At 65.9% G+C, this 12,527-nt stretch carries 10 protein-coding genes; 4 read left to right on the top strand and 6 right to left on the bottom strand.

Annotated features, from left to right (window positions below):
- Window position 1 precedes the first annotated feature (1 nt).
- Entirely contained in the window at window positions 2–790 is a 789-nt protein-coding gene (locus AC56KL_RS21255; RefSeq protein ID WP_497182194.1) for an ABC transporter permease, read from the bottom strand.
- 96 nt (window positions 791–886) lie between these two features.
- Window positions 887–1,858: an ABC transporter substrate-binding protein gene (locus AC56KL_RS21250; protein ID WP_497182168.1), complete on the bottom strand. Its 972-nt coding sequence runs from the start codon at window positions 1,856–1,858 to the stop codon at window positions 887–889.
- Window positions 1,859–2,240: 382 nt separating this feature from the next.
- Here AC56KL_RS21250 and ffh point away from each other — a divergent pair, with 382 nt between their 5' ends.
- Together ffh and AC56KL_RS21240 are read left to right on the top strand one after the other, a co-directional pair.
- Entirely contained in the window at window positions 2,241–3,608 is a 1,368-nt protein-coding gene (gene ffh, locus AC56KL_RS21245; protein ID WP_497182167.1) for a signal recognition particle protein, read from the top strand.
- A 232-nt stretch (window positions 3,609–3,840) separates the two neighbouring features.
- Window positions 3,841–4,230, top strand: a complete 390-nt coding sequence (locus AC56KL_RS21240; protein WP_497182166.1) for an SWIB/MDM2 domain-containing protein — start codon at window positions 3,841–3,843, stop codon at window positions 4,228–4,230.
- 212 nt (window positions 4,231–4,442) lie between these two features.
- On the opposite strand, the gene AC56KL_RS21235 is transcribed toward AC56KL_RS21240, so the two are convergent.
- The 4 genes from AC56KL_RS21235 to AC56KL_RS21220 form a co-directional block, all read right to left on the bottom strand.
- Window positions 4,443–5,822, bottom strand: coding sequence for an alkaline phosphatase (locus AC56KL_RS21235; RefSeq protein WP_497182165.1), 1,380 nt, complete (start codon window positions 5,820–5,822; stop codon window positions 4,443–4,445).
- Window positions 5,823–5,831: 9 nt separating this feature from the next.
- Window positions 5,832–7,286, bottom strand: a complete 1,455-nt coding sequence (locus AC56KL_RS21230; RefSeq protein ID WP_497182164.1) for an alkaline phosphatase — start codon at window positions 7,284–7,286, stop codon at window positions 5,832–5,834.
- Between the two features lie 195 nt (window positions 7,287–7,481).
- Complete coding sequence (locus AC56KL_RS21225; RefSeq protein ID WP_497182193.1) at window positions 7,482–8,111, bottom strand: lytic transglycosylase domain-containing protein; 630 nt, start codon at window positions 8,109–8,111, stop codon at window positions 7,482–7,484.
- 5 nt (window positions 8,112–8,116) lie between these two features.
- Window positions 8,117–9,835, bottom strand: coding sequence for a proline--tRNA ligase (locus tag AC56KL_RS21220; RefSeq protein WP_497182163.1), 1,719 nt, complete (start codon window positions 9,833–9,835; stop codon window positions 8,117–8,119).
- 308 nt (window positions 9,836–10,143) lie between these two features.
- On the opposite strand from AC56KL_RS21220, the gene AC56KL_RS21215 reads away from it, so the two are divergent.
- Both AC56KL_RS21215 and AC56KL_RS21210 read left to right on the top strand, forming a co-directional pair.
- Window positions 10,144–10,812 carry an RNA pyrophosphohydrolase gene (locus AC56KL_RS21215; RefSeq protein ID WP_497182162.1) on the top strand — a complete coding sequence of 223 codons (669 nt, stop codon included), beginning with the start codon at window positions 10,144–10,146 and terminating at the stop codon, window positions 10,810–10,812.
- A 148-nt stretch (window positions 10,813–10,960) separates the two neighbouring features.
- On the top strand, window positions 10,961–12,508 hold the full coding sequence (locus AC56KL_RS21210) for an aspartyl protease family protein (RefSeq protein WP_497182161.1): 1,548 nt from the start codon (window positions 10,961–10,963) through the stop codon (window positions 12,506–12,508).
- Window positions 12,509–12,527 lie beyond the last annotated feature (19 nt).

Raw genomic sequence — 12,527 nt, 5'->3', positions numbered from 1 at the left:
GTCAGTGCTCCAGGCCGCGGTGCCAGCGCAGCAGATGGTTGTTGAGGCGGTTCATGCCGATGTCGATCAGGAGGCCCAGCAGGCCGATGGTGATCATCCCGGCGATGATCTTGTCGGACCAGAAGTACTCGCGCGCCTCCAGGATGCGGAAACCGAGGCCGTTGTTCACGGCGATCATCTCCGACACGATCACCACGATGAAGGCGGTACCGATCCCGATCCGTACTCCGGACAGGATGTAGGGCACGGCCGCAGGCAGGATCACGCGCAGGAACAGGGTCACCCCGCCCGCGCCCAGGTTGCGCGCCGCACGCAGATAGATGCCGTCCACGTGGCGCACCCCGGCGATGGTGTTCATCAGGACCGGGAAGAAGGCGCCCAGCGCGATCAGGAATACGGCCGGCGGGTTGCCCAGGCCGAACCACAGGATCGCCAGCGGGATGTAGGCGATCGGCGGAATCGGGCGCAGGATCTGCACCAGCGGGTTCAACCACGCATACACGACCGGGCTCGCGCCCATCGCCAGCCCGAGCGGCAGCGCCAGGCCCGCCCCGATGGCGAAGCCGGCCGCCACCCGCAGCATGCTGGTATAGATGTCCATCGGCAGTTCGCCGGACAGCGCCCACCCCAGCCAGCTGCCCCCGGTGTACTCCGCGTAGGGCGCCAGCGGCAGCAGGTAGGCCACCCACTTGCGCCAGACGTCGAGCGGGGCCGGCAGCACCAGCGGATCGACCCAGCCGTTCGCCGCCACCCACTGCCACAGGCTGAGCGCCAGCACCGGCGCCACCATGCCCACCGCCCGTTCGTACAACATCACGCGCCAGCGCTCGCGCGAACGCCCGCGCCTGTTTTTCGACCCCGTCCCTGTGTTCATGGCGGCTTCCTTTCAGCGCGGTTTCAGGTTCGCCATGGCGGCGTCCAGCAGGTCGGTGCGCACCCAGTCCCTCGCCACCGGCGGGCGCGCCATGCGCCCCACCCCGGTCCTGGCCATGGTGTCTGTCGTGACCTGGATGTGCTCCGGGGTGATGGCGTACGAATACGGCGAATTGCGGATCGCATCGTGGAAGTCGTCGCGCGTGATCTGGTTCTTGAAGAGCACCTCGCGCACGTACTTCTCGGCCAGCGCCGGGTCGTCGATGAAGCTCCTGGTGGCCTCGACGAAGCAGCGCATGAACTTTTCCGCCGCCGGGCGGCGCTCGCGGTAGAACTTCTCGGTCATGACCATGGTGCGCACCGGCTCGCCGATCGGGGTGTCGTAGGGCTTGGTCACTTCAAGGCCGAAGCCCTTGTTGATCGCCTGCGAGGACTGCGGCTCGGACTGCATCATGGCGTCGATCTGCCTGCCGAGCAGCGCCTGGTTCAGGTCCGGATAGCCGAGGTACACCAGCTGCACGTCCTTGCCGGGCGCCGCGTCGGCCGTCAGGTCGTGCCTGGCCAGCTGGGCCATCAGAAGCACTTCCTGGATCGCGCCGCGCGTCACCCCGACCCGCTTGCCCTTGAGCCCTGCTACGCTGCGGATGCCCAGCTCGGGACGCGCCACCAGGCGCGCGCCGCCGCGGGCGAAGCCGGCCACCACGACGATCGGGGCGCCGCCGGCGCGGCCCGAGATGGCCGCCTCGGACGCGGTGGCGCCGACATCGAGTTCCCCTGCGATGATGGCCTGCATCACGTCCAGCCCCTTGGCGAAGATCTTTTCCTCGACCCGGATGCCGCACTTCGGCGCGATCTCCTTGATGTACGAGACCGCGCCGAAGTGGGCCAGCTTGAGGTTGCCGAGCCTGACCACTTCCTGGGCCCCGGCGCCGCCCCCTGCCAGCAGGGCGGCTGCGGCAAGAATACTGCTGACTAGCTTGATCATCCTGTTCTCCCTTATGCAAACCACATGTGTCATCCGCGGCCGGCGCGGCGAAACATGCGCAGGCACAGAGAATGATGCTGACGGGAAATGGCCTATTGGTACGTGAGCTGTGTCAGGAACGACAAGCTTTTCACCTGATCGAACGCACGCCACGTGCTGAAAAAATGCGCTATATCGCGGCAGCGGCCGAACTCGGCGGCTCCTGCAAGGTAGAATGTCGGTTTCTCTAATTTGTAGGGTGGTCGGCTCCGCCGACCGCGCGTCCAAGCAGCCGATGAACAGCCACGAAGCGGGCCGGGAAACGTGATCCGAACGCGCGGTCGGCAAAGCCGACCACCCTACGCAAGACCGACGTGCCGTCTATATATAAGTCAGGTAGAACATGCTAGATAACCTTACCCAACGCCTAGCCAAGGTCGTCAAGACGATGCGTGGCGAGGCGCGCCTTACCGAGGCCAACACCGCCGAGATGCTGCGTGAAGTGCGCATGGCCCTGCTGGAGGCCGACGTGGCCCTGCCGGCGGTGCGCGAATTCATTGCCAAGGTGAAGGAAAAAGCGCTGGGCGAAGAAGTCGTCGGCTCGCTCAGCCCGGGCCAGGCCCTGGTCGGCGTGGTGCAGCGCGAACTGGCCGCCCTGATGGGCGCCGACCTCGGTCCCGAGGCCACCCAGCTGTCCTTCGCCCAGCAGCCGCCGGCGATCATCCTGATGGCCGGCCTGCAGGGTGTGGGCAAGACCACCACCACCGGCAAGCTCGCCAAGTACCTCAAGGAACAGAAGAAGAAGAAGGTCCTGACGGTATCCGCCGACGTCTACCGCCCCGCCGCGATCGCGCAGCTGGAGTCGGTGACCAGGCAGGTCGGCGCCGACTTCTTCCCCTCCACCGCCAGCGACAAGCCGGTCGACATCGCGCGCAACGCGCTCGATTGGGCCAGGAAGCACTATCACGACGTCCTGATCATCGACACCGCCGGCCGCCTCGGCATCGACGAAGCGATGATGCAGGAGATCGCCGCGGTGCACGCGGCCGTCAATCCGGTCGAGACCCTGTTCGTGGTCGACGCCATGCTCGGCCAGGATGCGATCAACACCGCCAAGGCGTTCAACGACGCGCTGCCGCTCACCGGCGTGGTGCTGACCAAGCTCGATGGCGATTCGCGCGGCGGCGCGGCCCTCTCCGTGCGCCACGTTACCGGCAAGCCGATCAAGTTTGCCGGCGTGTCCGAAAAACTGGACGGCCTGGAAGCCTTCGACCCCACCCGCATGGCCAACCGCGTGCTGGGCATGGGCGACATCCTGGCGCTGGTGGAAGAAGCGCGCAAGGGTGTCGATGCCCAGGCCGCGACCGAGCTGGCCAACAAGATCAAGGGCGGCGGCAAGTTCGACATGAACGACTTCAAGGCGCAGCTCACCCAGATGAAAAAGATGGGCGGCATGTCCGGCCTGCTCGATAAACTGCCGGCCCAGTTCCAGCAGGCCGCCGCGGGCGCCAACATGGACCAGGCCGAGAAGCAGGTGCGCCGCATGGTCGGCATCATCGACTCGATGACGCCGGGCGAGCGCGCCAAGCCGGAACTGATCAAGGCCAACCGCAAGCGCCGCATCGCGGCCGGCGCCGGCGTGCAGGTGCAGGAAGTGAACCGCATGCTGAACCAGTTCGAGCAGATGCAGACCATGATGAAGAAGCTCAAAGGCGGCGGCCTGATGAAGATGATGCGCGGGATGAAGGGCATGATGCCCGGTATGCGCTGATCCCGATGGCCTCGATAAAAACCGCGCGGGCACTGGCCTTGCGCGGTTTTTTACGTCCGGGGACCCGGTTTTCTTCCCCGGTGGCGCACCGAGTGTGCGATACCTCGCATTTCGGGGCTTATAAGAATGAAAAAATTTCGAAAAAGACTTGCATGAACAGTAAAAGGCCACCAATATAAGCCCGTGCGTCGATAACGCAACTTTCCCTGTGATCGTTTTAGGAGGCTAGAAGATGGCAACAGCCAAAAAATCCACCGCAGCGCCAGCCAAGCAAGCCGCCGCCAAGCCGGCAGCAGCCGCCAAGCCTGCAGCAAAAAAAGCAGCTCCAGCAAAAGCAGCAGCGAAACCTGCGGCGAAACCGGCCGCAGCACGCAAGCCCAACGCCGCTTTCATGAAAGAGATGACCCCGTCGGGCGAACTGGCAGCAGTGGTCGGCAACAAGCCGCTGCCACGCACCGAAGTCACCAAGAAGGTCTGGGACTACATCAAGAAAGAAAACCTGCAGGACGCATCGAACCGCCGCATGATCAACGCCGACGACAAGCTGAAGGCTGTCTTTGGTGGCAAGGCCCAGGTCTCGATGTTCGAAATGACCAAGCTCATTTCGGACCACCTGAAATAAGCACTGGCCGGCTGTCCAGTAGCCTTGCAAATGAAAAGCCCCGGAGTCCGGGGCTTTTTGTTTCTGCGCTCAAACGAAGTGCGTAGGGTGGGCAGGTCTCCTGCCCACGCGTTCAAATCTCTACGATTCGATGCCTCGTTATTCAAGTTCTGGTTGAACGCGTGGGGTGTTCTGGTCCAGTGGACCAGAACACAAGCCGCCCACCCTACGCTTCAAAGCCCCGCTGCCGCCTTCATCAGGTGGAACACCTGCGTATTCTCCATCGTCCCCTTGAACGGCGCCGAGCCCGCGCCAGTGGCGTACAGCTTCACGTCGCCGCCTCCGTGCGACTCGTACAGCGTGCGCACGCCGGCCTCCTGCAGGTAGTCGTCGCCCTGGGCCGTCGCGCTGTCCACGTCGGCGCGCAGGTCCGGGCGTACCTTGCCGTTGCCGAACACGAGGGTGGTGAAGGTCTTGCCGTCGGCGTCCTTTTTCGGCTGGCCGGTGGCGTAGTCGTGGACGATGTCCAGCACCTTGCTGCCGCGCTTCGGATAACCATTGAGCACCATGGTGTGGTCATGGTCGGCCGTCACGACGATCAGGGTGTTCTCCAGTCCCGGATCGACCTGCCGCATGCGCGCGATGGTGGCCTGGATCGCCTCGTCGAAAGCCACCGTGTCCACCAGCGCATTCCTGGCATTGTTGTCGTGCAGTGCATGGTCGATCTTGCCGCCTTCGACCATCAGGAAGAAGCCGTCAGGATCTTTTGAGAGCAGTTCCACGGCCTTCAGGGCCATCTCGCGTAAGGAGGGCTGCTCGGGGCGGCGTGCCAGCGAATAGTCCAGGTGGTCGTCGGCGGCGTAGATGCCGATGAACTTGCGGCCCGGGCGGGCCGACATCATGCCCGCGCGGGTGCCGGCTACGGCGTAGCCCTGCGCCGCCAGCTCCGCCAGCAGGTCGCGTCCGTCGGCCCGGCCCTTCGGGTTGGCGGCCTTGTCGTAGGGCGTGAAGCGGTGGCGCCCGCCTCCCATCAGCACGTCCACGCCGTCGCCCAGCGCGCGGTTGTAGCCTTCGCCGCCCGGTACGAGCTGGCGCGCGATGCTGTAGGCCGCGTCGCGGTGGCACACGTGCGAAAAAGTGGAAGCCGGCGTGGCGTGGGTCAGCTCGGTGGTGGTCACCGCGCCCACGGCCTTCCCGCGCGCCTTGGCCAGTTCGAGGATGGTCGGCATCGCCTGGCCGTTGTTCTCGCCGCAGCGGTCGACGGTCCGGTTGCCGTTCGCGTCCCTGGACGGCTCGATCGCGCGCGCGTCCTTCATCGAGATGCCGTCCTGGTTGATCTTCACGCCGGTCATGTAGGCGCCCATCGAGGGCGCGCTGTCGGTGGTCTGGAAGTCGTTCGAATAGGTCTTGATGCGCGCGGTGCGCTCCAGCCGCTCGAAGTGCAGCAGGCCGTCCTCGCCGTGCTTGAAGATGCGGGCGGCGGTGATCGTGGTCGGGCCCATGCCGTCGCCGAGGAAGAAGATGATGTTCTTCGCTTGCGGCGCGGCGGCTGCCGGGGCCGCGCCGGCACTGAACAGGGCGGCGGCCAGCAGGAAGTTGAGTCGTTTGTTCATGGCGATTCCTTACAGGCCGGCAGCCGTCTTGATCAGGCTGAAGACGCGGGTGTTGTCGATGGTCCCGCGGAACAGCTCCGCACCGGCGCCCGCGGCGCCGAGGTAGACGTCGGTGCCGCCATGCGTCTCGGCGCCCGCGCGGGTGCGCACCACGGCTTCCTGGTGGTAGTCGTCGCGCGTCACGATCTCGTCGGTGAGCGCGGGCTTGCCGGAGCGCGGGCCGTTGATGCGGTTCTCGCCGTTGCCGAAGCCGATGATGGTGAAGGGACGGCCGTCCTGGTCCAGCTTGGGGCTGCCGTCCAGGTTGCGCACCAGGCCCAGCACGCCCGGGTTGGTCGGCGTGGTCTTGCCGGTGCGGACCGTGTAGCCGTTCAGGAGCAGCGTGTGGTCATGGTCGGCGGTGGCGACGACCAGGGTGTTCTTCAGGCCCGGGTCCAGCGCTTCCATCTTGTCGAGCGCGGCCTGCATGGCGGCGTTGTACGAGACGGTTTCCTGCAGCGCGCGCTTGGCCAGGGTGGCGTGCAGCGCGTGGTCGATCAGGCCGCCCTCCACCACCAGGAAGAAGCCCTTGCCCTGGCTGCCCGCATGCGGCGCCAGCAGGTCGATGGCCTTGCGCGTCATCTCGGTGAGGCTCGGCTGCCTGGCCGGATCGCGGGTGGCGTCGTAGTCCATGTGGTTCTGCGCGAACAAGGCGATGGCCGGCCGCTGTGGATCAAGGCCGAGCGCATTGAATCCTGCGGTATCGGTGGCGACGCGGAAGCCCTGCTGCCCCAGTTCGGCCAGCAGGTCGCGCTGGTCGGCGCGCTTGCCGCCGCGGGCGAAGGGCGTGAAGAACTGGGCGCCGCCGCCGAACAGGACATCCAGGCCACGCGGGCCGAGTGCGCCGTTGTAGCCGGCGCCGCCCGGCACCAGCATCGCCGCCAGGTCGGTCTCGAGCTTGCGGTGGCAGGCATGGCCGTAGGCGGATGCCGGGGTGGCGTCGGTGACGCTGGTGTTGGTGACGATGCCGAGCGCCATGCCGCGATTGCGCGCCAGTTCCAGCAGCGTGGCGGCGGGTGTGCCGCCCTCGCAGCGGTTGACCGTCGCATTGCCGTTGGCGTCCTTGCCCGGTGCCACCGAGCGGGTACCGAAGGACATCGACACCACGCCGTTGTTCTGCTTTACGCCGGTCATGTAGGCGGCCATCGCGGCGGCGCTGTCGGTCACCATCGCATCGTTCGAGAAGGTCTTGACGAAGGCCGATTCGGGCAGGCGGTCGATGGTCAGCTCGCCCTCTTCGCCGGCGTGGAAGATGCGCGCCGCGGTGAGCGTGTTCAGGCCCATGCCGTCGCCGAGGAAGAAGATCACGTTCTTCGCGCGCGCTTCCTGGTAGGCCGGCGCGGGAGCCTGGGAGGCGGGCGGCACGGCCGCGCAGCCGGCGAGCGCGGCGAGCAGGACGGCGCTGGCGAAGGTGGACAATCGCATGGGAACCTCTACGTCTTGAAAGCGTAAAGTTTACACCTTGCCAAGTGCATATGGCAGAAGGATTTGTTGCGGGATTGTTGGGGGTGTGTAGGGTGGACGGCTTCGCCGTCCGCGCGTCCAGCCAGCAAAAGAGCAGCCGAGCGGGCAGCATTACCTGGTGTTGAACGCGCGGTCGGCAGAGCCGGCCACCCCACGTCAAGCCGCGGGCTTGAACTCCCAGCGCTTCCACGCAGCCAGCACCGCATTCGGATACTGGGGCTTGCCGCGGCTGCCGTTGTAGCGGCCGAGGGCGAGGTAGAGGTTGCCCTTCTCCATGTCGATGTACATGCGCAGGATCGAGCAGCCGTAGCGCAGGTTGGTCTGCATGTGGAACAGCTTGCGGCGGTCGCCGTCGCCGATCACCCTGGTCCAGAAGGGCATCACCTGCATGTAGCCGCGCGCGCCGGCGATCGAGATGGCGTACTTGCGGTAGGCCGACTCCACCTGGATCAGGCCCAGCACCAGTCCCGGGTCGAGGCCGGCGCGGGTCGACTCGTACCAGACCGATTCGAGGAATTCGGTGCGCGACAGCGCGTCGGGGATGCGCTTGGCAAGGCGGCGCGACATCTCGTCGAACCAGGCCCCGTAGCGCGCCCGCGCCGCCTCGTCGCGCAGCACGGGTTTCGGGGGGCGGCTGTCGTTGATGGCGTTGGCCAGGGCCAGGCGCACCGAGTCTGCCAGCTGTTCTTCCTTCTGGTTGCCGGCATGCGCGACGCCGCCGAGTGCCAGCGCAAGCGCCAACCCGGCGGCGGACAGCCCAGGCGCGGTCCAGGGGAACAGCTTCACGCGCTTCACTTGCCCAGCTTGCCCTTGATGAACGCGACCATGCCGTCGACCGGCACGCCCGTCGCGGCTTCGTCGCGGCGGCCCTGGTATTCCAGGTTGCCTTCCTTGAGGCCGCGCTCGCCGATCACGACGCGGTGCGGCACGCCGATCAGTTCCCAGTCGGCGAACATCGCGCCCGGGCGCAGGCCGCGGTCGTCGATGATGACGTCGATGCCCGCCGCCGCCAGGTCGGCGTACAGCTTCTCGGTCTGTTCCTTGACCATCTCGCTGCGGTCCAGGCCCATCGGGCACAGCACCAGCTCGAACGGGGCGATCGCATCCGGCCAGACGATGCCCTTGTCGTCGAAGTTCTGCTCGATCGCCGCGCCCAGGATGCGGGTCACGCCGATGCCGTAGCAGCCCATCTGCAGCGCGGCCGGCTTGCCGGCTTCGTCGAGGAAGGTGGCGCCCATCGCTTCCGAGTAGGCGGTGCCGAGCTGGAACACGTGGCCCACTTCGATGCCGCGCTCGATCGCCAGCACGCCCTTGCCGTCCGGCGAGGCGTCACCTTCGACCACGTTGCGCAGGTCGGCCACCAGCGGCTCGGCGCAGTCGCGGCCCCAGTTGGCGCCCGTGTAGTGGTAGTCGGCTTCGTTGGCGCCGCAGACGAAGTCGGCCATGTTGGCCACGCTGCGATCGGCCACCACGACCACCGGCTGCTTGGCGCCGATCGGGCCGAGGTAGCCCGGCACGGTGCCGTACACTTCCTGGATCTCCGCTTCGGTCGAGAAGCGGAATTCCTTCAGGCCCGGCACCTTGTTGACCTTGACCTCGTTGAGTTCATGGTCGGCGCGCAGCAGCAGCAGGAAGTAAGTCTTCTTGCCTTCGTTCTCGACGGTCAGGGCGATGCTCTTGACGTGCTGCTGCAGCGGGATGTTCAGGAGTTCGGCCACGGCTTCGCACTTGGTCTTGCCCGGCGTCGAGGTCTTGGTCAGCTGCTGGGTGGCCGCGCCGCGCGTACCGATGGCCAGTGCTTCGGCCGCTTCCATGTTGGCCGCGTAATCCGAATCCGGGCAGTACACCAGCGCGTCTTCGCCGGTGCTGGCGATGACGTGGAATTCATGCGAACCGGTGCCGCCGATGGCGCCGTTGTCGGCCGCCACCGCGCGGAACTTCAGGCCAAAACGATTGAAAATGCGCGTGTACGCGTCGAACATGGTCGCATAGGACTTCTGCATGCCTTCGACGTCGCGGTCGAAGGAATAGGCATCCTTCATCGTGAACTCGCGGCCGCGCATCAGGCCGAAGCGCGGACGGCGCTCGTCGCGGAACTTGGTCTGGATGTGGTAGAAGTTGATCGGCAGCTGGCGGTAGGACTTCAGTTCGCTGCGCACCACGTCGGTCACGACTTCTTCGGAGGTCGGCTGGATGGCGAACTCGCGGCCATGGCGGTCCTTGACCCGCATGAGCTCGGGGCCCATCTTGTCCCAGCGGCCCGTCTCCTGCCACAGTTCGGCCGGCTGCACCAGCGGCATCAGGAGTTCGATCGCGCCTGCCCTGTTCATCTCTTCGCGGATGATGTTCTCGACCTTGCGGATGATGCGCAGGCCGGTCGGCATGTAGGTGTAGATGCCCGAGCCGAGGCGCTTGATCATCCCGGCGCGCATCATCAACTGGTGGCTGACGATTTCCGCGTCCGAGGGCGCTTCTTTGAGAGTTGAAATAAAAAATCGTGAGGCGCGCATATCCGTGAATTCTTTTTAAAAAGAGAGAGTTATAATCGACCTAATTTTAAAGGATTAGCTGGCTGATGCGTCCAATCTTTCTACAAATGGGTCCGGAACACGCAGCACCCGTCCCGTCGGCAATCAGCCGGCCGGGCGGGCAAGGCACTTTGTGGGTAAAAATATAAGAGCGTCCAACAACACCTTCAGGGCAAGGCGCGCCGTCGAAGACAGTACGCCGGTACGGCGAGACGGTGCAATGCAGCCATGGAGGTTTGGTTAGGCGCTCGAAGGATCGTACGGCCGGCAGAAAGTTTCGAGGTGCACATATGCTCGATCGTGAAGGGTTCCGCCCCAACGTCGGCATCATCCTGCTGAACGCCAATAACGAGGTGTGGTGGGGCAAGCGGGTGCGCGAGCACTCGTGGCAGTTTCCGCAAGGGGGTATCAAATACGGTGAAACGCCGGAACAGGCGATGTACCGCGAGCTCGAGGAAGAAATCGGTTTGCGCCAGGAGCATGTCAAGATCGTGGGCCGTACCCGCGACTGGCTACGCTATGAAGTGCCCGACCACTTCATCAAGCGCGAGATCCGCGGCCACTACCGTGGCCAGAAGCAGATCTGGTTCCTGCTGCGCATGATGGCGCGCGATAACGACGTCAACCTGCGCCTGACCGACCATCCCGAGTTCGACGCCTGGCGCTGGCACGACTACTGGGTGCCGCTGGACGTGGTCATCGAGTTCAAGCGCGATGTCTACCAGCGGGCACTGCAGGAGCTGTCGCGCTTCCTGACCTGGCCGGCCAAGGGCCAGCACGGCGAGCGCCGCCACAGCGCGCGCTACCTGCGCCAGCCGCACGGCCGCTCCCAGTCTTCGGCGGCCTCCAAGGCGCAGCCGCAGCCTGCCCTGGCCGCCACCGGCGCCACCACGGCGGCCGCGGCCGGCGTGGCCAAGCCGGCCACGCCAGACTCGCTGGCGCTGATGCCTGACAAGTAATGCCTTCACTCCCAGGATGGCGCGGCGCGCCATCCTGCTCTCCCCGGTTCCGCCGCCTTGCGCTGCGGATGCCGCGCATTGTGTTGCTTCCGCGATCGTTTATGCCGGCGGAATTGTCAATTCCGAACTCAGCCATGACAATGTTCGGATGAACTCTTCCACCCGGCTCGTCCTGCGCACGCTCGCCTGCGCTCTCCTCCCCCTCCTTCTCCTCGCGCCGCCTGTCCATGCCGACGACGCGCCACTCCCAAAAGGATGCAAGTACGTCAACGTTGCCACCGTCCCGGTGCGCTACACCGGCTCCTCGCTCGACCTCACCATGGAAGGCTCCCTGAACGGCACGCCCGCCACCCTGCTGGTCGACACCGGCGCGAGCGACAGCGCACTGACCCGCACCGGCACCGAGCCGCGCGGCATGACGCTGTGGCATACCGGCAGGAGCACTTCCGGCCTCGGCGGCTACAGCCGGGTCTACCAGGCCCGCTTCAAGGAATTCCGCGCCGGGCCGGCCTCGTCGAAGAACGGCTCGCTCAGGGTGCTGCACGATTTCGGCTTCGCGCCCTCGTACGACGGCATCGTGGGCGCCCCTTTCCTGCTGCAGGCCGACCTCGAATTCAACCTCGCGGAAAAGCAGATCCGCTTCTTCCGGCCGGTCGACTGCCGCAAGGAGTTCCTGGCCTATTGGGATCCGGAAGCGATCGTCATTCCCTTCGAACGCAGCAACAGCACGAGTCCGAATCCCCATTTCACGGTCCTGCTGAACGGAAAAAAGCTCAATGCCATCATCGACAGCGGCGCCTCGACCACGATCGTCACGCTCTCGGCCGCCAAGCGCGCCGGGCTGAAACTGGATGCGCCCGGCGTCGAACGCGCCGGCTACGGCGCCGGGGTCGGCGACAAGCTGGTGGCGCGCTGGGTGGCCAGCTTCGATACCCTGCAGCTGGGCGCCGAAACCATCCGCAATGCGCGCGTCAGCGTAATGGACGCGGACCTGGTCGACATCGACCTGCTGCTGGGCGCTGACTTCCTGCGTGCGCACCGGGTCCTGTTCGCGATGAGCCAGGAAAAGCTCTATATCAGCTACATCGGCGGCGAGCCCCTGGGCCAGCGGCGCGGCATCGAGCCCTGGATACAGCAGGAGGCCGACGGCGGCAACACGGACGCCCAGATGATGCTGTGGTCGCTCTACCGCACGGGCCAGGGCGTCAAGCGCGACCCCGAGGGGGCCAAGGCCTGGCTCGACCGCGCCCTTGCCGGCGGCAACCCGTTCGCCCACTTCACCGTCGGGCGCAGCCACATGCCGCGGCGCCAGTATGCGGAAGCGGCGCGCCACCTGCGCCTGGGCCTAGACAAGCTGCCGGGCGACCGCAGCGCCGCCTTGTGGCTCTACCTGGCGCGCCTGCACCAGGGCGAAGGCGAGGCGGCGCGAAGCGAGCTGGACAAGACCTTCGCACGCGACGACAAGGACCAGTGGCCGAACCCGGTGGCGCGCTTCTTCCTCGGCAAGCTGGACGCCGAGGAACTGCTGGAGGAAGCACGCGAGGACAGGGCGCGCGCCAGGGGCCAGGTGTGCGTAGCCAAGACCATGATGGGCGAGCACGCGGCCGCGCTGGGCGACATCGAGAAGGCCAAGTCCATCATGTTCCACCGTCCGGAATGCGGCCCGGCGCCAGCGCCGGCAAAAGAAGACGCTTGAGAGAAGAAGCTTGAGAGAA

Source organism: Telluria sp. ZB4P34, assembly GCF_059686055.1.
Note: the sequence above shows the minus strand (reverse complement) of the source record. Positions and strands in the feature narration are given on the sequence as shown.

Excerpts from the sequence above, each read along its gene's own strand:
- AC56KL_RS21255 (WP_497182194.1), bottom strand. The coding sequence starts at position 790 with ATGGTGGCGCCGGTGCTGGCGCTCAGCCTGTGGCAGTGGGTGGCGGCG.
- AC56KL_RS21250 (WP_497182168.1), bottom strand. The coding sequence starts at position 1,858 with ATGATCAAGCTAGTCAGCAGTATTCTTGCCGCAGCCGCCCTGCTGGCA.
- ffh (WP_497182167.1), top strand. The coding sequence starts at position 2,241 with ATGCTAGATAACCTTACCCAACGCCTAGCCAAGGTCGTCAAGACGATG.
- AC56KL_RS21240 (WP_497182166.1), top strand. The coding sequence starts at position 3,841 with ATGGCAACAGCCAAAAAATCCACCGCAGCGCCAGCCAAGCAAGCCGCC.
- AC56KL_RS21235 (WP_497182165.1), bottom strand. The coding sequence starts at position 5,822 with ATGAACAAACGACTCAACTTCCTGCTGGCCGCCGCCCTGTTCAGTGCC.
- AC56KL_RS21230 (WP_497182164.1), bottom strand. The coding sequence starts at position 7,286 with ATGCGATTGTCCACCTTCGCCAGCGCCGTCCTGCTCGCCGCGCTCGCC.
- AC56KL_RS21220 (WP_497182163.1), bottom strand. The coding sequence starts at position 9,835 with ATGCGCGCCTCACGATTTTTTATTTCAACTCTCAAAGAAGCGCCCTCG.
- AC56KL_RS21215 (WP_497182162.1), top strand. The coding sequence starts at position 10,144 with ATGCTCGATCGTGAAGGGTTCCGCCCCAACGTCGGCATCATCCTGCTG.
- AC56KL_RS21210 (WP_497182161.1), top strand. The coding sequence starts at position 10,961 with ATGAACTCTTCCACCCGGCTCGTCCTGCGCACGCTCGCCTGCGCTCTC.